We start from the raw sequence: 20,608 nt of genomic DNA, 5'->3' as shown, positions 1-20,608 counted from the left end.
ATGGCAGCAAAGCGAAAGACGAAAGCTCGCGAGGCGCAGCTCGCCTTCGAAGCCCTCTCGATCGAAGGCGGCCTCCTGTCACCCGAGTGGCTCTCGAAGGTGGCCCAGCTTCAGGCGGGCACGCAGGCCGAGGCCAACTACCGCATCCACAAGGGGCTCAACCTCCGCGACGAGATCGGCCGCTACTGGCGCATCGCGCAGGCACACTGGGCCGACTTCAAGTCCGGCCGCGAGGCGAAGGCCGACGCGAAGGCGACCGCCGAACGCTTCGTGCTCGCGCTGCTTCGCGACGCGTTCGGCTTCACGGCGCTCACGCCCGTGGAGCCCTCCGTCCTGCAGGAGCGCACGTACCCCATCGGCCACGCGACGCTAGGCGGGCGGGTGCCCGTCGTCGTCGCTCCTGCCGACAGCGGACTCGACACGCTCTCTCCGGCGTTCGGAGATGGTGCTCGTCGGCGCAGCGCCTTCGGCCTCGCGCAGGAGTATCTGAACGCGCAGGAAGGCGCGCTCTGGGGCATCGCCAGCGACGGCGTCGCACTCCGCATCGTGCGCGACAACGCGAGCCTCACACGCCCGGCGTGGATCCAGGCCGACCTCCAGCGCATCTTCACGGAGGACCGCTACGCCGACTTCGCAGCGCTCTGGCTGCTCTGCCACGAGACGCGCTTCGGTCGCGAGGGCCAGCCGGTCACGGAGTGCGCGCTTGAAGTCTGGCGCAGCGCCGGTCGTGAGGAAGGGACGCGCGCTCGCGAACACCTCCGGCGCGGAGTCGAGGAGGCGCTAGTCGCGCTCGGCCAGGGTTTCCTCTCACACGCCGAGAACGTCGCACTGCGCGCCGAGCTGCAGAACGGCACGCTGCCGGTGAAAGACTACTTCAACCAACTCCTGCGGCTGGTCTACCGCCTCATCTTCCTGCTCACCGTCGAGGAGCGCGGGCTCCTGCATTCCGGCGGTACGAGCGACGCGACCAAGGCGCTCTACGCCAACGGCTACGGCATCCGCCGCCTGCGCGAGCGCTCGGTGAAGCGCAGCGCGCATGATCGCTTCGCCGACCTGTGGGACGCGACCAAGGTCGTGTGCCGTGGCCTCGCTGTGGGGGAGCCGCGCCTCGGGCTTCCGGCGCTCGCGGGCATCTTCGCCGCCAACCAGTGCCCGGCGCTCGACGGGGCGAAGCTCGAGAACCGCGCGCTGCTGCTCGCCGTGTTCAAGCTCGCGTGGCTCAGAGAAGACGGCAGCCTGTCGCGCGTGAACTGGCGCGACATGGGGCCCGAGGAGCTGGGATCGGTCTACGAGAGCCTCCTCGAACTCGATCCTCGCATTGCGAAGGACGGCCGCCAATTCGGCTTCGCGACCGGTGACGATGTCACGGGCAACGCTCGCCACACGACGGGGAGCTACTACACGCCCGACAGCTTGGTGCAGGTGCTCCTCGACAATGCGCTAGAGCCCGTCGTCGCCGACGCGATCGCCAAGCACCCTGCGAATCCGATCGACGCTCTTCTCGGGCTCTCCATCGTGGACCCAGCGTGTGGTTCGGGACACTTCCTCCTCGCCGCCGCGCGTCGTCTCGCGGCTCATGTTGCGCGACTCCAAGCGAACGGCACGCCGTCCGCTGGTGAATATCGCCACGCGCTTCGTCAGGTCGTCGGGCGATGCATTTTCGGCGTCGACGTGAACCCGATGGCCGTCGAGCTCTGCAAGGTCGGCCTGTGGATGGAGGCGGTCGAGCCCGGCCTGCCGCTCACCTTCCTCAACTCTCACATCCAGCACGGCAACGCGCTGCTCGGGGCCACGCCCGGCCTGATGGCGAAGGGCATACCCGACGCCGCATGGGATGCCGGCGATGGAGATGACAAGAAGACCGCGACCGCGCTGAAGAAGCGGAACAAGAAGGCCACCGAGGGACAGCGCTCGCTCGACACCCTGTGGTCCAAACCGGGGGACGCTGAGGCGCAAACCGTTACGCGTGCGGTCGCGGAACTCGACGCGGCGAGCGATGCGAGCGTCGAAGCACTCACGAAGAAAGAACAGCGCTGGGACGGCATCCTCGGCTCGCCCGAGTACCTCCACCAGAAGTTCGTTGCCGATGCATGGTGCTCGGCCTTCTTCTGGCCGAAGCAGCCGGGCGAAATGGCGGATGCCGCCCCAACGAACGAGCTGTGGCGACAGCTCCGCGATGGGCAAGGCGAGGCGCCCTCGCTCACGACGAAGACTGTCCGAGTGCTGGCTGAGAAGCTCCGCTTCTTCCACTGGCACCTTCAGTTTCCCCAGATCGCCGCGAAGGGTGGCTTCGACATCGTCCTCGGGAACCCGCCGTGGGTGCGTCAGGAGCTGCTCAAGGTCGAGAAGCGCTTCCTTGCGCAGTTCGCGTCGTTTGCGAGCACCGCCGACTCCTCGGTGTACTTCATCGAGAGAGGGATCGAAGTCGGAAGCGCGACCGGCTTCGTCGCTATGCTCACGCCGAACAAGTGGTTTCGAGCCGCTTACGCTGAAGGACTGCGCACCTTTGTAAGGGAGAAGTGCCGCGTCACGTTCATCGTCGACTTCGGGCACTCTCGAACGCTCTTCCCGGACGCCGATACGTTTCCTGCCCTTGTTGCATTCCGACCTGTCAAGTCGCCCGTAGCGGATACCGAAACGGCCACCTTTGTTCGTGCACACGACGCGGATCTCGCGAAGCAATCGCTGAGGGAACGAATCGCGACTGGACGCGTCGCGGTCTCCCACGCGAGCCTAAAGCGCGAGCACTGGCATCTCGAAGATGCGGCAGTCACGGGCCTCCTCGATCGACTGCTTGGGACGGGAAAGACGCTTGAGTCGTCGTTGCCGCGTGGATTGCTGAGCGGCCTGAAGACGGGCTTCAACGACGCGTTCTACGTCGATGGCCCCACGAGAGACGCTCTGGTCGCGCTCGATCCGTCGTCGGCCTCGCTCTTCAAGAAGATGCTTCGCGGCCGCGACATCAAGCGCTGGTCGCCGGAGTGGGCTGAGTTGTGGCATATCGTGATCGCGTCGAGCCAGAATCGTACCTGGCCTTGGTCCGCATGCACGACGGAGGTGGAGGCCGAGAGCGTCTTCGCCAAGACGCATCCCTCGGTTCACCAGCACCTGAAGAAGTTTGAGTCGTCACTTCGAACCCGACAGGACCGAGGGACGTTCTGGTGGGAGCTTCGCTCCTGCGACTACTACGACGTCCTCGATGGGCCGAAGATCCTTGTCCAGTGCATCGCGTACTACTCACAGTTCGCGCTCGATCACGGCGGCCACGTAGTCAACAACAAGGTACTCATCGTCCCGAGCGACGACCCGTTCTTGGTGGCCGTGCTGAACTCTCGCTTGGTGTGGTGGATCGTCAATCGGACCTTCCAACACATGAAGGACGAGGGACTTAGCGTCGACGTCCAGTACCTGAAGAAGCTGCCGATCCCGGTGGTGTCGCCTGAACTGCGCGCGGAGATCGCGAATCTCGGTCAGCAGATCATGAGCGAAGGAAGCGCGGCGGCAAGGGCCCGTCTGGAGCTTGCGCTTGACCAAGCCGTTATGCGCGCGTTCGAGATGACGCCGACCGAGGAGAAGACGCTCGTCGAGAACCTGCCGCCGCGAGATCCCGTCGAGCGAGCGAAGGCGGACTTGGCGGTTGACGTCGGCACCACGCTGCCGGTCATGCCGACCGTCGTGCCGCAACTCCCGCCGGCAGACGAGGCGGCCATCGTCATCTGGGCGATCGTCCATGCAGCGGGAGGAACGATCACTCGCACCGACCTCGCGCGCGCTTTTGCACTACGCGCCCGTCCAGCGCTCCTCGCCCAGCTCGCTCCCTCAAGCATTCCGCAAGTCAGCGAGTGGGCAGCGAAGGTCGCGGCACGTTCTGTGGCTCAGGGGGGCCTCGCTGCAACGCTACGAGCGCTCGCCGCTCGAGACGGCATAACGCTCGGGGTCAATGTCGAGTCGAAGTCCACCGTCAGCGCGAGCCAGAACACGCCGCCGGAAGACCGCATCGATCCGTGGTTCCGATTCGAGGCGAACATCGCGCTGCAGGTGCTTCGGGCTCAACCGACGAGCGCCTTCAAGACCATCGACGAGTCGCTGGCTGGTGATGATCGCAGCCTCATCGAAACCAAGAGGAAGGCGTCATGACCGCGACCCAGATGCGGCTGCCCGGCATCGATCCTCCGCGCCAGGTTCGCCCGAGCGCAGAGCGTCCCGCCCCTGCATTCTGGGTTCGACGTCTCCGCGTCCTGCGCGAGCTGGCTACGGGTGAAGAGTATGTCGTCCGCGACGTCGAGCTGCGGCGGGGCTTCAACATCGTCTGGGCGCCACCGCACTCGGCGGGCAAAGACAACGCGCTCTTCCGTGACGGCGTAGCTGGCCACACGGCGGGGAAAAGCACGTTCTGCCGCCTCCTTCGTCATGTCCTCGGTGAGCGCGGCTTCGCGCCCGACAGCGTGCGTCGTCGGATTCGGTCGAAGCTCCCGACGGCGTGGGTCGTCGCGGAGGTCGTCATCAACGACGTGACGTGGGTTGTTGCGCGTCCTCTTGGCATCGGTCCGCGCCCGTTCTGCCTTCGGGGCGCCGATATCGCGTCTGTCGCTGACGCGACCGAGCGGCTTGAGTACCAGGAGTTCTTGACCGCCCTCGGGGCGACGACCACCGCGCAACTTCCGGCCGCTCGATTCCCCGCGAGCGACGAGGAGGTGCGGTGGGAGCACGTGCTCCCGTGGCTCGCGCGAGATCAGGAATGCCGCTTCGCCGACTTCCTTGAATGGCGCCACAGCTCCAGCGGCTCGGAGGCGCCGTCGCTCAACGTCGACGAACGGCAGTTCATCGTGCGTGCGGTGCTCGGGCTGATCTCCGATGCCGAGCGCGCCGAGCAGCAGAGGAACGCCCGGCTGGTCGCGGAGAAGAAGGAAGCTGCGCGGTTGGAGCCCTTGCTTAGGCATCAGGCAGAGACGGACCGTGGACGTCTGTCGAAGGCGCTCGGCAAGGAGTTGCCGCTGTCGTCGACGCCGCTCTTCGGCTCCGAAGCCCGCGCCGAGCTGGCGCGCATGCGTGCCGACCTTGAGGTGCGCGAGAAGGCCCTCAAGGACGGCGACCGGCGCAAGGACCTTCAGGCCGCTCTCGATGAAGCAAACCAGGCCGAGGGTGCTCTCGGCGAATCTCTCAAGGAGACAAAGGACCGGCTTGCGGTCGTTCAGGGATCGGTCGGTGAGCTTGCGGGACAGAACCAGTCTGGCCTGCTGGCTTCACTTCCTCCGTCGCGCGGCTTCTGCAACGTGCCTCTTCGGATCGCGCACGAGAAAGGATGCCCACTTGCTGTGGCTCGCCCCAGCGACCTCTCCGCGAAACGTAGCGAGAGGTCGGCCGAGCAGGACCTCGCTGCCGAGCGCCTTGTCGCCGCGTCGATCGAGCAGGAGGTCACGCGACTTGAGGGAGCCCTCAAGGCCGCGCAGGAGCGCACGAAAGTGGCGCGGCGCACGCTGTTCAAGGCTCAGACGGACCACGAAGAGGCGAGCGCGAGGCTGCGGGACGAGCGCTCGAGGTTGGGTCAACTCGTCCAACTCGTCGATGCCGCTGAAGGGGCGGCCAAGGATGCGACGACGAAGGCCGAGTCGATCACGCAGCTCACGCGCGACATTGATGAGTCCTACAAGCTGCAGGACGAGATTCGCGAAGGGCAGGAGGCAGCGATCAGCCGCTTCTCGGCGCGCTTCGACTACGTCGTGCGGGCAATCATCGGTGACAAGGTCACGGGTCGCGTCGACACCGCGGGGCGCTCACTGGCGCTGACGGTGGAGGAGCACGGGGAACGCGACAGCGCCGCCATCGCTACCGTGAAGCTCCTCGCCTTCGACCTCGCTGCCGTGGTCACGAGCATCGAGGGCGATGGTGCGCACCCTCGTTTCCTCATCCACGACGGGCCGCGCGAGGCGGACATGGCGCCCGACGTGTACGAGCGCCTGTTCCTCTTCGCTCACGAACTTGAGAAGTGCTTCAAGGGCGAACCGGCGTTCCAGTACGTCCTCACGACGACCACGGAGCCTCCGGCCGCATTCACCCAGCCCAATACTCCGTGGCTCCGGCTTCAGCTCTCCGGCATCCCGGCTGAAGAGCGACTGTTGAGGAGCGACCTGTGACGACGGCGCTCTCGCCCATCCTTGCCTCGCGCCTCGAGAAGGCGGCCACGGACAACGGCTTCGACCAAGCGCTCGAGCCCGAGGGCGACTGGCTCGTCGTAGCGAGCACGCAATGCCCTCTGCGCGTGTGGCTCGGAGCGTTTGGGGATGCCGTCTTCCTCGCCGCGTTCTCGCAGCAGAACGTCGCTCGCGCACTCGGCAACTACGGGACGCCGATGGCCCCCCCGATGCCCAAGGGCGCCGCGGGCGGGCGCACGGTGCCGGACGTGCCCGCGCTGCACCGGCTCCTCCGACGCGCGCTCCAGCTCTCGAAGGCGCTGCCGAACGAACTCCTTCACACGTTCGAGAAGCAGGTCGCCGCACTGCCGAAGGCGACGGAGGCCGAGCGGCTCGTCGTCCAGCGCGTCGGGCAGAACCTGTTCCGCGACGGCCTCCTCGACCTGTGGGAGGGGCGGTGCGCCGTCACCGGGCTCACAGTGTCCGCGCTCCTTCGAGCCAGCCACATCAAGCCGTGGGCCGACTGTGAGACCGACGCCGAACGCCTCGACGTCTACAACGGCATCCTGCTCGCGCCGCACCTCGACGCCGCCTTCGACCGTGGCTTCATCACGGTGGCCGACGACGGCGCGCTCGTCGTGAGCGAGACGCTCGATGCCGACGCCCGCGCGGTGCTGGGGCTCGACAAGCCGCTTCGCGTTCGCGGCCTCGCGGATGGACATCGGGGCTACCTGCCGTGGCACCGAGAGCGCGTGTTTCAGAAGGGCGGCGTGTAGTGGCTGCGCCTCTCGAGACAGTCGCGTGGGTGAAGCCGCCCGAGCCGATCCGAGGCCTCGACCACCTCGGCGTGCAGGCGCCCTGCATCGCGCTCTACGGTCAACTCCTCCCTGGTATCACGAACGTCACCGATCGCGCTCGCTACTACTCGTTCCACCCGTGGGTGCTCTGGGCTTTCGAGCGCCAATACTCCGACCACTCCGTCGACGAGTTCCGGCGTGTCCTTCGTCGTGCCGAGTGCCTGTTCGCGCTCATCGCGATCCGTCATGCCCGCGTCGTTGGCGACCGGGACGATGGGCTTCATGGCCGCGCGATGGTGGGACGCGACAAGCTTCTGCGCATCGAGGAGGACGCGGACGGCTTCGCCCTTGAGGACTACGCGACGCTCGAGGGCCCGAACCGCTACTTCAAGAACAAGCTCGGCGGGCTCGGCCAGTACTACTTCGGGCCGCTGCGCGACCTGCGCGTGCTGGACCACCACGAGGGCGCGGGCTATCCGGGCTACGACGACCAGCGCGGCCGGAAACTCGCGGAAGCGTTCGCGAGCGCCGTCCCGGAGGACGCCTTCTTCCGCGTGCTGGAGCAAGAGACCACCACGTGGGAGGAGCTCGACGAGCTGGTGGCGTTCTGCCCGTGCGGGCTTCGCGACAACACCGCCGAGCATGAGCTGCTGCTGGATTTGTTCCTTGCGCGCACCGAGCTGTTTCAGGGCGACGGAGGGACCAAGCGGCGCGCGTCCCTCGGGCTGATGCTCGATCTCGCGAGTCAGCAAGCGCGCGATCCCGAGTACGCCTTCGAGGGACTGCTTCGCGGGGCTGCCTACACGGGCGCGCTGGTCGACGGCGCGGCGTGGCAGGTCACCGAGGCGCACCAGCGTGTGCTGCGTGGCTGGGGAACATACCAGCGCAACGAGCTGCTCTCGATCTCCGTGCAGGGGCTGTTCGCGGCGATCCTTCGCGCCATCGAGCGTGATGAGGCCAGCAAGATCCGGCAGGCCAGCGAGGCTGCCGAAGTTGCGATCCGGCTGCTCTCGTCGTTCGGCGCCAACCTGAAGCTGCCGCTGTACGCGCTCGTCACGCGCGTTCGCGGGTCTCTGCCCGCGTTGGCCGACTGGAAGCACGAGGACCACGAGCTTCAGCGCGGCTGGCGCCTTCAGAGCCTGCGGCTCGACGACGACACGAATCTCGAGGAGATCGCGCGTGAGAGCGTCGAGATCCTCTTGGCGCTCCTAGCGCGCGGCGTCGACGAGTACCCCTACGGCGACTTTGAGCTCAACCCGGAGTACTTCGACCCGCGCGAGGTCCACCTGCTCTCGCTTCGTCACGCCTCGAAGAACGAGTGGATCGGGCTGACGGTCGAAGCCTGGATTCGCTGGGTCGCGGTGCAGTGGGGCGTCGCCCGGCATCTACGCGTAGCGCTCCGTAAACTGCGTGGCGAGCGGCGCGACACCTTCCGGATTCGACCGCTTGAGGGCGAGCTGCGCGTCGTCGAAGCCCCGGCGCCCGTTTTCACCATCCCGCGGGTGAGTCGGGCGCAGCAGATCCTCCGCGACCTCGGCTTGGTCGAGTACGACGCCGAGGGCGTGATGGTCCTGACCGACCGTGGACGCACCGAGCTGGAGGCGTGCCGTGTCGGGTGAGCTCGCGTCCACGTCGCTCCTTGACCACGTCGCCGAGACCGGCTTCCGCGCGTCGGTCATCACGACCTATAGCTGCTACTTCCCGTTCTACGAGGAGGTGGTCCTCCGACGCCTGATGGCGGCGGGCTGCACGCACAATGTGTTGATGGTCGATGCCACCCGTTGTGCCGAGGCGTTCGCCATCGAGGAGCTGCGGCCGCGTCGCGCAGGGCGCGACTACACGCTCATCCCTGTGAAGGTCGGCCGCGCCTTTCACCCGAAGCTGTTCCTGCGCTTCAGCAAGTCGAAGGGCTCGCTTCTCGTCGGCAGTCACAACATGACGCTCTCGGGTTTCGGTCTGAACGACGAGGTTACCAACGTCTTCCGCCTTGAGGGAGCGGCGCTGCGCGCGGGCGGCGCGCCGTTCCGGCAGGCGTTCGATTATCTCGCCGGGTTCGTGCCCGCGAACCTTCCAGACGTGGTCGAGGCTTTCGAAGGCGTGAAGATTGGTGTGCCGTGGCTCGACGGGCCGCTCGGGACTGACCCGCAGGATCGGCAACTGCTCACGATGGCGAGTGCGGGCCCCGACCTCTGGTCGAAGCTCACGCCCCTCATCCCGAAGGACGTCACGACCGCCTTCATCGGCGGCCCGTTCTTCGACCCGGCGCTCGCGCTGATTCGCCGTCTTCAACGGGAGGTGAGGCCGAAGCGGCTCGTCATCGGCATCGACCCGGAGTCGGTGGAGATCGATCCGGTTGAGGCTGCGAAGCTCGAGGGCGTCGAGTGGGTGAACATCGCCGGCGTCCCGATCATCCCGCAGCGGCGCGAAGGAGCGTCGCGCTACCTGCACGCGAAGGTGTTTTGGTTCGGTAGCAAGCAGGACGATCTGCTCGTCACGGGAAGCGCGAACCCGAGCGTCGCAGCGTTCTTCGCCACACCAAATGCGCGAAATGCGGAGGCGGTAGTCGCCGATCGCCGCAAGGGCGCGGCCGATCTGCTCGGCATGGATGCGCTTCTTGGCGCGCCTGCCGTCACGGCGACGGACTGGAACGCCGTCATCGCACGCCGGAAGGCTGCACCCTCCGCGACCGCCGAGGAGTCGCGGCGCATCTACATCGCCACGCCCACGCCAACCGGTTTCCTGGCGCAGGAGCCGTTGCGGGTCGGCCTTGTGCTTCACGGTGCAGGCGACATGGATGCACCGCTTGGTGACGCGATCGTTCGCGAGGCGGGGGTCGTCGATGCGACCGACGCGGTGCGCGACGGTGCTCGCTACCTCGATGTTCGCTCGCCCAACGAGCACACGTTAGTCGTCGTTCACCGCACCGAGGACATCGCGAAGAACCTCGGCGGCGACACGCGCAAGGCCTTGCGACAGGCGCTTGGCACGCTCGAGGAAGATCCGACGCAGCTCGAGGCGCTGCTGAAACTGACGGAGAAGGTCATCTTCGACTCTGACGACGTGGTGCGCACGACGCCGCTCCGCCCGACGGCCGGGCCCGGTGCGGACGCGGAGGCACCCCCTGCGCCGGCCTCGCTCGCGTTGGAGGCTGCCGGACGGAGGTCCTCGTCGCGGCGCACCAGGAGCCTCGCGAGCGGCGACATCGTCGTCTTGCTAGACGCCCTCATGCGTCGGCTTGGCGAGGGGCTCACGACGACGTCTTCGTCACGACTGCGCAGCGAGGAGGAGGAGATCGGCGCCGACGACGAAGAAGGGGGCGAGCTCGCTCGGGAGGTGCCGGACTTCGATGTGCTGGCAAAGGCCTGCCGCGGGAAGGTGCGTCGCCTCATCAAGCGCATGCAGGAGCAGTTCGAGCTTGCCGCCGCGCCCGATCGTGCGCGTCGAGGCATCGTGCAGTTGGCGGCGGTGCTCGGCGTTATCCGCACGTTGCGCTTCGTCGAGCAGCGCCCCGAGTGGAAGCGCATGCATCGCGAGCTCGTCGACAGGACCGACGAGTGGAACCTCTTGCAGGTGGCTGCCATCGCGGTCGCGTGGGGGCCTGACGCGCTCGCCCCGAGAGCCGTCGCTGAAGCAGGCGGCGAGGGCTTCGCCGAGCTGTCGATGGTCGTTGGGCTCCTCGCGTGGCTCGCGTGGGACGTCGAGACCGACATCAGTGTGGCTTCGCAGCGAGGCGGCCTCGAAGGGCTTGAGGACCAGCAGTGGTACGCCGTCCAGCTCTTGGCGGTGCTAAGCTCGTGGCTCGTGGACGACGATGCAGCGTTGACCATCCTCGAGGAAAGCATCGCCCGCACACCCCGCTTCCGAGTCGATGGGGAGCGGTGGAGTGCGGTGCATCGTGCGGCGCTGGAGACCTTCGCGTTGGTGGCGCTCACGCCGGATGAGCACCGACAGACCGCGCGGCGTGTGATGCCAGGGGACTTGGTCGTTCTTAGCGCTCACGAATCCCCCCGCGTCCGCGTCGTCCTCGACGTGCGCCAAGGCAGCGACGGCAGCAAGGTCGTGATGCTGGCTCCGGACGCCACGGACGGCGAGCGTTCGTTCCTCGCGTCCCGCGTCGTGACCCTCGCGTGGGCTGAGGGCGCGGGCATCGCAGCGGCGGCGAGATGAGAGCGTGCGCAGGAGCTTTGTGACGGCACCCCGGCGATCAACACGCCCGCGCCCGATGCGAAGGGCGGGCCCACGTACGCCCGTGGGCCCGACCGCGCCCCAGGCCGGGACCAGCGCGATCGGCGCGCCACGCTCCAGTCAGGCTGCAGCCTGCGTTTCGTCGCAGAAGTAAGCGTCCGCGGCCCAGCCCACGGCCTCAGTCAGCGCAGCAGCCGTCGTCGCGTTGATCGCGTTGCCCCATCCCAGCACCCAGCCGACCAACCACTGGCTGAAGCCCCGCCCGACAAGCGTCGCGGAGAACGTCAGGAGCAGATCGGCGGCCGTCGCCTTCGAGATCGCCGCGCCGTGCTCGTTCGCGATGGCGATGATCATCGTAGTTTGGATGCTCGCGAGGACCGGGGCATCCGAGCCGGGAAGTTGTGCGAGCCCCGCCCCCACGGCTGCGGCTGCAGTCGACGCGGTGTGAACGATTCCATGGACCTTCTGGTTTCTTGTCGGCATTGCGTTGCCCTCTCTGGGTGCTGCTCGATCGCAGCACGCGCCCAGCAGAGCGCACGGCGTGCCAACTGCCGCCCCGAGGCCCGCTCCCAGTGATTTCAACATGATACGGCCGAACTCGGCGTCGACAGCCGTCTCGGGGCACGCGGCTTCGGAAGCCACCTTCTTTGCCACCGGAAGCCTGTTTCCGCCGCACAACTGGGCCGTCCCTCCGAGCCATCGAACGCTCAGGGCTTGCCGTGCGCAAGGAGTTCGTCGATCAACCGCGAAGGAACCCGATTGCCATCCAGCCAGGTCAGGTTCCTTGCCCCTTCCAGCCTCCGCCTTGATGCGTCCGGTGGCGGGAAGGCAGCCACCAACATACCCCGTGCCTCAAGACCGCCGTAGTTCCTGACGGAGTTCTCCAGCTTGTAGATGTCCTCGCTCAGCACCCTTCCCGCCTTGCACTCAAGGAGGAAGAGCCGCCGCCCATCGGTGAGCGCGACGTCGAACTCCTGGGCCGCATGACGCCCTGTGCCATTCGGCATTCCGGGCCACGCCACCTCGAGTCCGATGCGCAGGTCGCGGAGCCGGCCGCTCTTGAGCGCTGGCTCCAGGCACATGAAGGCGTACTCCTCAAGCCAGCCACCGCAGAGGTAGAAGGCGAAGTCGGGGCACCCGGGGACGACCTGGACGGCATTGCCCAGCCGCAGGTGACCCCGCATCTCGGAGTCCAGGCTCGCCTCGACGCCCTCCCTCTTGACGTGAAAGGGCCCCAAGGGCTTGCAGTTCACCTCGGCGAGGGCCTGGTAGAGCCTGGCGATCAGTCTGCGCTCACGCCACAGAAGCCTCGTGAGCTCCCTCCTCCGCTCCCGGGCAGGATTGTCGGCCCAGTGGCCGGGGCGAGAGACGACGAAGCCGTTGAGTTCTACGAACGTCTCGACGTTTTGGACGCCGCGCACCTCCATCATCGAGAAGTCGTCTAGGAACACGAGCGAGTGGTCACGTGTCTCGAAGTAGAACGGTACCCCGCCGACCTTTCGACATGCCGCCTGGGCGCCCGCGAACATCAGCTTGGTGCCCCCCGTCAAGTTGAAGCCGACCCGCTGACTCCCGGGCATGGCGGCAACTGCCCCGAGAATCTCCTGGTGCGTGCTCATCGGATCGAAGGGGTTGACATGCAGCTCTGCGAAAGACGCATCCTGCGGCAGGAAGCGACGCATGCACTCCGCGGGGTACTTCGGACTGCTCACGAAGACGTGATGCTTCGACGGAAACTGCAGCACCCCCAGGAGACCCGGGAGCCGTTGCTCGCCGAAGAGGTGGAAGACAGTGTCGAACCCACCCTCCGCGACCGCATTGCCCGGACGCCTCTGCCGCCTCGACGGATCGAGCAGCTCGTAGGGAAGCCGAACCTGGGCCGGTGGCTGACGGGGGTCCGGCGACACGATGGCCCGGATCCCGAGCTCCGGGTTCATGAGCGAGACGAATGCCCACGTGAACGCCATCACGGGCGTCCCCGGGCTGAGATACAGCGACACCTCCTTCTCGCCCTCCGTGGCGAGAACGACGTCCAGCGCCTCCGCCGCCGCATCGTAGATGCCCTTCGCGTCGTTGAGTGATGCAAGCTCCTTGGGCACGAACCGCATCGCGACTCCGAGGTCAAGCCGCCGGATCTCCTCGTGGAGCCAGGCGCGGAACAGCGCGTGTCCTTCCGGCGTGTTGCTGAAGGCGTCGACCGCTTCTGTCTGCTCCGCTCGGCTGGGCTTCTCCGAGGCCGGGTTCGCCAGGACAGGCGCGAGCTTCGTGGTGTAGCGCTGCTGCGCCCGCTCGATGTCGGGGCCCGTCTTGGCCGGATCGCTGTAGGCCAGGACGAGGACGTGTGAGTACTCGCGCGTCATCAGCGCGGCGAGGATCGGTCCGCCGTTCTCCTCGAACCCGAGCGCAGCCCTTAGGTCCGTGATGCCGTACCACGTCAGAAGGAAGCGCTTCATGGTCGCTGTCTCCAGAGTCCCAGGCTCCTGCATTCGGTCACACACCGTCCCGGCCATCATCTCGCACCTCCATGACCCGAATGGCGCGCGCACTGTCGTCACCGGTGAGGTAAAGCTTCAGGGCGTAGAGCAGCGTCGGCGTCCGGGAGAGCGCTGGTGGCTTCTCGACGTCGAGAGAGAGTCGCGACTCAAGCGCGATGTCGTGCTTGGAGACCGAGTCGACGATGTCCTCGATGGTGCGCGCGAGCGCCCGCGTCGTGGGCCTTCCAGGGGCCAGGAGCCCCTTCCGGACGGGGTCCTCCGCCCCCCGCGTCCTGAGGAGCGCGAGCACGAGCTCGAGGTGGTCCTTCAGCATGAGCGGCGACCAGCCCGGGCGTCTGTTCTCGATGTTCGCGTGCGCCTGCCCGAGAACTTGCGTCAGCCGCTCGATGATCGCCACGAGCGCCTCGTTGGAGAGCTCGTCGAGCGCCTCTCCGCAGCGCCACAGCGCCACTCCGAGGATGCCCAGGCACAGGCCATGGACCTCGACTGGTGACGCGTCGCGTGCGATGGCGGAGCTGACCGCCTCGAGGAGCTCGCGCTGCCAGTCTGTCTGGCACGCCCCCAGCGCGAGCGCGATGTGCCGATGATAACGCTTGAGCTGAAGGACCGAACACCTTTCAGGCGGAAACACCGCCTTGAGGAAGGTTACCACCTCCGTAGGAGCGTCCGCGTGCATGCAGCAGAGCAGGAAGAGCGCCTCATCCGCGAGTGCGACTGTTCCCGCTGTACGTCCTCGTTCTTGAAACGCGCGAAGCGAGAGCAACGTCGCCATGCCCTCGCACATGAACTCTCGAAATGCACCGGGCGCCTCCGGGGAGCTCAGCGTCCGCCCTCCCGACCAGATGGTGATAAAGGGAAAGCGGAGCCCCCGCTTGAGATCCTGCGCGAGCTTCCGGCGCCGGTCCTCCAGGACCTCCTTCCCCCTCTCGGTGTCGGTCCCGGCGGCAATGGCACGGGCGCGGCTCGCGTTGTCCGCCTCGACCACAAACGTGAGCGAGTCACCAAGCTTGACGGCGTCGAACGTGCCGCGGACGAGGAAGTCCGCCTCCTGGCAGCGGATGCGCCCGCTATCGAGCTGCGCGAGGAAGTACCGTCCCCCTTTCGGAAACGTCCTCGGACCGTCGACGACGACGCCGGTCCTCGGTGACGCGAGCGCCGCTCCGCTCTGGCGGTGACGCTCAAGCTCCTTTCGAATCCACGCCAGCAAGTCGCTCGTCTCGGACGAGTCGCGCTTGGGATACCGCTCCATCGTGCTCCACGGCACGGCCGACGGCAGCGTGGGGAAGTGCGCGGGCAGGTCCTCGACCTCGGTACGCAGGCGCCACTCGGCACGGACCCCGTTCAGACCGGGAACCTCGACCAGGGGCTTGAACACGAGCTCATAGGGCGTATCGGACCCGTACGTGTAGGTGAGTCGCACCTCGACCTCGAGGTCCTGCGCGAGCGGGAAGGCGGGCGAGCGGAGGAAGGCCTCGTAGCGCAGGGCGCTTCCGCCCGTCCCCTGCAACAGCGGGAAGCGATAGTCCGGCAGCCCCGCGGGAAGGAGAAACCGGTCCCGAATCTCGATACGGACCGCCTGGCCGCGCCGCGGAGCCACGCTCACGTCCTTCACCAGCTCGAAGCGGGAGTGGCGTCCGTCCTGAACGACCCGCATGCTCAGGTCTGGCAGGTGGTCGCGCCAGAGCGGGATGTCGCCAGCGCGGGCCTGCCAGCGATGGAGGACCGCAGCGCCAAGGTGCGCCTCGTAGTCGCCGACCAGGCGGACCGCGTGTCCCTCGTGGACGCCCGGCACCCCGAGTCTGGCACCCTGCAGGGCACCAACTGCCCGGAGGACGAAGACCCGCTTCCCGGCAGCCAGGCGACGGAATTCGGGGGTGAGTCCGCTCACGAGCTGGCTCCAGATGTCCGGGCCAGCACCGAACACGCTCTGCTCCGCGGTCTTCCGCGGGTCCGGAAGCGTGAACCACGCGCCGTCCTCGCCCTGCCAGCTGAGCCCACTGCCCTCGCTGGTCAGTCCCTGGAAGCCGAGCAGGCGCGCCGGCTCCGCGGGGAATGGACAGGCGAGCTGCTCCAGCGTCGCCGTGGCCAGCGCCGTGGACGTCACGGAGGCCTCGCAGAGAACAGTCGGCAGGCGTTTCCACGAGAGGCCCGCCGACTCCGGCAGGCGCCTCGCGAGTTCGCCGTTGCGGTGCGCCAGCAGCGGCGTGGCGCTGAGCCTGCTCCCCACGGTGTCGAGCACGAGGACGCAGTCGTCCTCGTCGAGCCCGGTGGCAGGAAAGCCCGTCGAGGACTGCCACGCGAAAACCGCGGCCACGCTCCGGGGAATGGGCTCGGCGGCGCGGAACTCGGCGTTGATGCTCCGCCGCAGAAAACCCAGTGCGAAGTCATCCGTCGCGTCGGGGACCACGTACGCCAGCGCCTGGGCCGGTAGGGCCTGCGCCAGCTTCGTGGCAAAGAAGCGCCCTGCCCGGCTGAGCACGTCCGCGGGGAGCTCCGTCTCGGCCGCGAGAAGGTCGAGGATGCTGACCGTCGTGAGCTCGGAGCCGAGCGCGACCGCGCATGCAGTGCCCAGATCGAGTTCGGCCGCCTCCTGCCCTGGGCTGTCCCAGAGCTGCCAGAGCAGCCGGAACGGGAGCGTGCCGCTGCGCGCCTCGTCCGCGAATCGCGGCTGCGGGTGGCAGAGATCAACGGCGTAGAAGGGAGCCGGGAGCGGGGCGCTCGGCGCGGCGATGGCCGCGGGTCCGGGCCGCAGGGCCCCCGCACCAAAGGCGCCCGACACGGCGTTGGCCGCGATGGTGACAGCCTCCTCCGCGGTCATCTCCGCGATGGCCACCTTCGCCCCTGCCTGCACGCGGGCGTACGGCCCGGAGGGGCTGAACCGGAGCTGGAGCCTGGCGCCTCGGGCGGCCTCGAGGTGGATGTCAACGCCCGGAGTCAACACGATGCGGAAGGGCTCAGGCGCCGGGGCGCTCACCTCTCGCTGGCCCGGACGCTCCCCGGCGGCCGCGGCACTGTGCGTTCCCCGCGCCGCGGTCATCACTCCCTCCACGGTCACCCGGCCCTGGGAGGCCCCGCGCGCCGGAAGGATCGAGAACGCCTCGTAGTCCGGATGGCAGGGCTGCTCGAGGACCCGCACACCCCCGGCGCCCGCGAGGCGCGAGACGATGGACCAGAAGACCAGGGTGGTCCACTGGAGCAGGCCCTCGTCCTGATCCCGCTGGAGGTCTTCGTCGAGCGACTCACACCAGGACCAGGCGTCCCATAGCGGTCGATAGTCGCGGTGCTGGAGCAGGATGTTGTTCGGCGGGACGTGCTCCCAGCGCCCGATCTCCTGTGCCGCGGGGCTCTGGAGCCACCTCTCGACCAGGGCACTGAAGTCGTCCACCACCGACTCGGTGCCGCTTTCCTGCGACTGGCGTCGCTCGTCGAGAAGCTGGGCGAGCCGCAGGCACAGTGCCTTGACGAGGCGGTTCTCGGACGTATCGCTGGTCCAGCGCCGCTCGACGGCCAGGAGGTATGGGCGGTCCGCGACCTTCTCCCGGACGGTGCGGCCCGGTCGGCGACCGAGCGCGAGGATGCTGGTGCTGTCCAGCTCGCGGACGGCACGGATGGGGAGCGTGGCATGCTCGCGCACCATCCGTTCGTTCAGGTGGCGCAGGATCTCCCGGAGCGGCCTGTCGGCGTGCTCGACGATCCGGTAGAGCCGGTCCTTGAAGCCCTCACCCACCCCTCGCGGAGGCGCGGCACGAATGCGAGCGCAGATGCTCTCGAGCGAACCCAGTAGCATCTGCCCGGTCCGCAGGTCGAAGTCCGCCAGGCCGTGGAGCCAGTGCCTCCTCCCGAGCAGCGCCTCGACCGCGATGCGCTCGGGCCCACCGCCCCGGAGGGCGGCGTGGCATGACTCGACGGACACGCGGCCCACGGCTCGGGGTGGCGTCCTCACTGGGGCGTTCCGTTCTGGGCGCGCAGGTACTTCTGCCGCTTGTCAGGGTTCAACTGGCGCCACTTCTCCACCCGGTCCGGCTTGCCCGGCAGGAACTTCTCGGGCGGGTGGTCCTCAGCAGGCTTCGCGCCGAGTTCCTGTGCCCTCGGAGCCGCTGTGGACTGGGCAGGGACCGAAACAGGAGCGGCGGCAACTGACGCCTCGACTGAATCGCCGGCCGTCGCCCCAGTGCGCCCGGCGACCTCTGGTGGAGCCTCCTGGAGGAAGCTCGCCGTCTGCCAGATGAACTGCCCGTAGCCGGACTCGAGGGAGGTGTTGAAGTCCTGGACGATGCCGTAGGCCTCGTTGATCAGCAGCGTGCGGATCTTGTCAAGGCACCCAGTCTTGCTACGCCCGCGCGTCTCGATGCCACGCAGCTTGGGCATCACCTTCTGGGCGAGCTGATCCTCGAAGGCAGTCCGCATGGCAAGGCGGAGGGCCTGTGCATCACCTGTCCGCTGTGCCTCCCGCGTGTCAGGGTAGTTCGCCATGTAGTACTCGACGGACTGCCACACGCGGTGGCCCAGAGCCCGGCCGACCGTGGACATGGCGTCGTTGATGTCCTCGATCATCCGCTTGAAGGGAGCGATCTGCTCGTCGGTGAACCCGCTGCTGCGCGACCACCACGACTCCCACGTCTTGCGATGCAGGAGCGGCGCCGGAGCGGGCAGCGGCTTGAGTTCGAGCCGGCGCTCGAGCCGCACCGGTCGCGGAAAGTGGATGACTATCGAGCGGTCGAGGACCTTGTCCGACAGCGACTTGGTCGTCTCGTCCTGGTTCATCGTACCGGTCCACAGCACGTTCCGCCCCAGGGGCAGGTTGTAGCGCTCCATGCCGGAGCCCAGCTTCACCTCGAGCTTCGGCGGGTCCCCCTTCGTCCCGCGGCGGGACTCAAGCTTGCTCAGGAACTCGGCGAAGTACAGCTCCGCGTGCGCGAGGTTCATCTCGTCGAGTAGGATGAGCACCAGCGAGTCCCGCAGCCCGTGGTTGGTCTCGTCCCACGGCTTCTGGCTGCGCGCCAGCAGCTGCAGCACCGGCTGGGCGTCGAAGCGGTTGTCGATGGAGTTGAAGAACCCGAGCATCGCCTCCTGGCTGTCCCAGTTCGGCTGCACGGGCAGGCTCATGAAGGTGAGCCCGCCGAAGTGTGCATAGAGCCTGGGCAGCTCGGACTTGCCCGTGCCGCTCACGCCGGCAAGCACGGTGAGGGGCGCCCACTCGGCCGTCTTCAGCGAGGTGTGGAAGGCCTTGAGGATGCGCGGGTTGAAGTGGAGCCCATACTCCTTGCACCGCGCGTCGATCCCCTCAAGCCACTCCTTCTCGTTCACCGGTTGTTCGGGAGGGCGCCGCGCCAGCTCCGTGAGGTCGACCGTCTCGATGTCCCGGATGCGTGCCGCCCGGTCCTCCTCGCGGTTGTAGGCGGCGCGCAGCCGCTTGTTGTCCTCCACGAGCTGGTCGCACCGTCCCTGGAGGGAGTCCTTCTGGGTGGTCAGCCACTGGGTCTGGCTCTGCGCGTCCAGCAACTCGCGGCGCAGCGCATCCTCGCCCCGCATCCGCGCCTTGAGGTCCTCGAGATCCTGGCTCTGCTGGCCGGAGAGGGCCTGCAGCCGGTCCCGCTCCAGGCGGATTCGCTCGAACTCCTCGCGCATCGCCAGAGGCTGCTGCGCCAGCTCCTCCCGAAGCGTGCTCAGCTGCTCCTGGTACGCCTTGAGGTCCGCGAGGACGAGCTCGGCATCGCGCCCGCCGAGCTGCCGCTTGAGGCTCTCGAATTGGCCGATCAGCCGATCCGCGCTCTGGAGTTGTCCCTGCACACGGCTGAGGTCGGCCTTGAGCGTCGCCTCCCGTTGCTCGAAAGAGCCCCGGCGCGTGGCGACGGCCTTCTCGACCTCCTCCTCAAGCTGTTCTCTGCGCTCCTCGAGCGCGGTCTCCGCCGCGTCCAGCGCCCGCTGGCGGTGCGCCACGAGCTGGCGCACCTCTTCGTCGAGCTTCTTGCGCCGCGTCTCCAGCTCGCCCTCGCGTGCGTCGAGAAGCTGCTGACGCTGGCCGAGCTCCCGCTCTTTCGCGGCCAGCTCCGCGACCCGCTTGCCCGCGCGTGCCTCGGCCTCGCCGAGCGAGGCCAGCGTCTGGTCACGCGCCGCCTCGAAGGCCGTGCGCTCGCTCACCAGGCGCGCATCGGCACGGGCGCGCTGCGCGTCCAGCTCGTGCTCCAGCGCCTCGGTCCTGCGGCGCCGCTGCTCGGCCAGCTCCTGCTGCATCGCGGTGACCCGCTGCTCGTGCAGCTGCGCGAGGGCCTGCTCCGCCTGCTGACGGCGCTCGTGCAGCTCGAGGTCCACCCGCCGGCGGGCCTCCGTGAATCCGGCGTCACGCGCCTGCTCGGCCAGCGCCACCTGCGCCTCGCGCGCACGGAGCGCCTCGGCACGCGCCTCGTGCACAGCGCCCTGGGCTTGGAGCTCCTGCTCGAAGGCCCTGCGCCGCTCGGCGAAGCCCGAATCGCGCTCGGCCTCCGCCTGCGCGACCTGCGTCTCGCGTACCGCCAGCGCCGCTGCGCGCTGCTCCAGCAGCCGGTGGCGCTCGCGCGCCTCGCTTTCCCGGCGCGCCAGGGCCTCCTCCTGCTCGGCGACCGTGGCCCGCCGGCCCTCCAGGGCGCGCACCTGCCGGGCCTCCTCGGCGTCGAGCGCTGCCTCCCGTGCGTCGAGCTCCCGGGTGCGCGCCTCGAAGACCTCACGGAACGCGGCGCGCTGCTGCTCGACGAAGCCGGCACGCGCCTGCGCCTCTCGCAGCGCCAGTGCCTGCTCGGCCTCCGCGAGCTCGCGCTGCTTGGCCACGACGTCGTCCTGGAACGTGGCCCGGTCCCTGTCCAGGACAGACTGCAGCGTGCGGATGCGCTCCTCGTCCTGCTTCACCCCTTCGTCCCGCCGCGCGAGCTCGGCGTGTCGGCGCTCGAGCTCATGCTGGCGCTCATCCAGCTGCGCCTCCCGCTTGCGGATCTCGTCCTCGGACATCGTCGCGAACAGCGCCATC

Annotated in this window: 9 protein-coding genes; 5 read left to right on the top strand and 4 right to left on the bottom strand. The window is 68.0% G+C overall.

All coding sequences use genetic code 11. The features are described from left to right. From U8525_RS27595 to U8525_RS27575, 5 genes are read left to right on the top strand one after another with little or no spacing between them, the layout of a single operon-like run. The gene (locus U8525_RS27595; RefSeq protein WP_374269622.1) at positions 1 to 4,137 is read left to right on the top strand and encodes an Eco57I restriction-modification methylase domain-containing protein; all 4,137 of its coding nucleotides are present in this window, start codon (positions 1 to 3) and stop codon (positions 4,135 to 4,137) included. Then, positions 4,134 to 6,134, top strand: a complete 2,001-nt coding sequence (locus U8525_RS27590; RefSeq protein WP_374269621.1) for a hypothetical protein — start codon at positions 4,134 to 4,136, stop codon at positions 6,132 to 6,134. The genes U8525_RS27595 and U8525_RS27590 overlap by 4 nt, the downstream gene beginning before the upstream one ends. Continuing rightward, positions 6,131 to 6,907 carry an HNH endonuclease gene (locus U8525_RS27585; RefSeq protein WP_374269620.1) on the top strand — a complete coding sequence of 259 codons (777 nt, stop codon included), beginning with the start codon at positions 6,131 to 6,133 and terminating at the stop codon, positions 6,905 to 6,907. Before U8525_RS27590 ends, U8525_RS27585 begins: the two co-directional genes overlap by 4 nt. A gap of 29 nt (positions 6,908 to 6,936) precedes the next feature. Continuing rightward, a complete protein-coding gene (locus tag U8525_RS27580; RefSeq protein ID WP_374269619.1) occupies positions 6,937 to 8,547 on the top strand; it encodes a hypothetical protein in 1,611 nt (536 codons plus the stop codon). Continuing rightward, positions 8,537 to 11,095: a hypothetical protein gene (locus U8525_RS27575; protein ID WP_374269618.1), complete on the top strand. Its 2,559-nt coding sequence runs from the start codon at positions 8,537 to 8,539 to the stop codon at positions 11,093 to 11,095. Before U8525_RS27580 ends, U8525_RS27575 begins: the two co-directional genes overlap by 11 nt. Positions 11,096 to 11,233: 138 nt before the next feature. Here the strand turns inward: U8525_RS27575 and U8525_RS27570 are convergent, their stop codons facing one another. From U8525_RS27570 to U8525_RS27555, 4 genes are all read right to left on the bottom strand, one after another. Beyond that, positions 11,234 to 11,467 carry a hypothetical protein gene (locus tag U8525_RS27570; protein ID WP_374269617.1) on the bottom strand — a complete coding sequence of 78 codons (234 nt, stop codon included), beginning with the start codon at positions 11,465 to 11,467 and terminating at the stop codon, positions 11,234 to 11,236. A 353-nt stretch (positions 11,468 to 11,820) separates the two neighbouring features. After that, positions 11,821 to 13,566: a Card1-like endonuclease domain-containing protein gene (locus U8525_RS27565; protein ID WP_374269616.1), complete on the bottom strand. Its 1,746-nt coding sequence runs from the start codon at positions 13,564 to 13,566 to the stop codon at positions 11,821 to 11,823. Positions 13,567 to 13,603: 37 nt separating this feature from the next. Then, positions 13,604 to 17,530 carry a DUF2357 domain-containing protein gene (locus U8525_RS27560; RefSeq protein ID WP_374269614.1) on the bottom strand — a complete coding sequence of 1,309 codons (3,927 nt, stop codon included), beginning with the start codon at positions 17,528 to 17,530 and terminating at the stop codon, positions 13,604 to 13,606. 17 nt (positions 17,531 to 17,547) lie between these two features. Next, positions 17,548 to 20,607, bottom strand: coding sequence for a chromosome partitioning protein ParA (locus U8525_RS27555; RefSeq protein ID WP_374269612.1), 3,060 nt, complete (start codon positions 20,605 to 20,607; stop codon positions 17,548 to 17,550). Between the last annotated feature and the right edge of the window lies 1 nt (position 20,608).

Source organism: Corallococcus sp. RDP092CA (genome assembly GCF_041903675.1).
Taxonomy (GTDB): domain Bacteria; phylum Myxococcota; class Myxococcia; order Myxococcales; family Myxococcaceae; genus Corallococcus.
Note: the sequence above shows the minus strand (reverse complement) of the source record. Positions and strands in the feature narration are given on the sequence as shown.

Coding starts and splice junctions, on each gene's coding strand:
- U8525_RS27570 (WP_374269617.1), bottom strand. CDS start 11,467: ATGATCATCGCCATCGCGAACGAGCACGGCGCGGCGATCTCGAAGGCG.
- U8525_RS27565 (WP_374269616.1), bottom strand. CDS start 13,566: ATGAAGCGCTTCCTTCTGACGTGGTACGGCATCACGGACCTAAGGGCT.
- U8525_RS27595 (WP_374269622.1), top strand. CDS start 1: ATGGCAGCAAAGCGAAAGACGAAAGCTCGCGAGGCGCAGCTCGCCTTC.
- U8525_RS27590 (WP_374269621.1), top strand. CDS start 4,134: ATGACCGCGACCCAGATGCGGCTGCCCGGCATCGATCCTCCGCGCCAG.
- U8525_RS27555 (WP_374269612.1), bottom strand. CDS start 20,607: ATGGCGCTGTTCGCGACGATGTCCGAGGACGAGATCCGCAAGCGGGAG.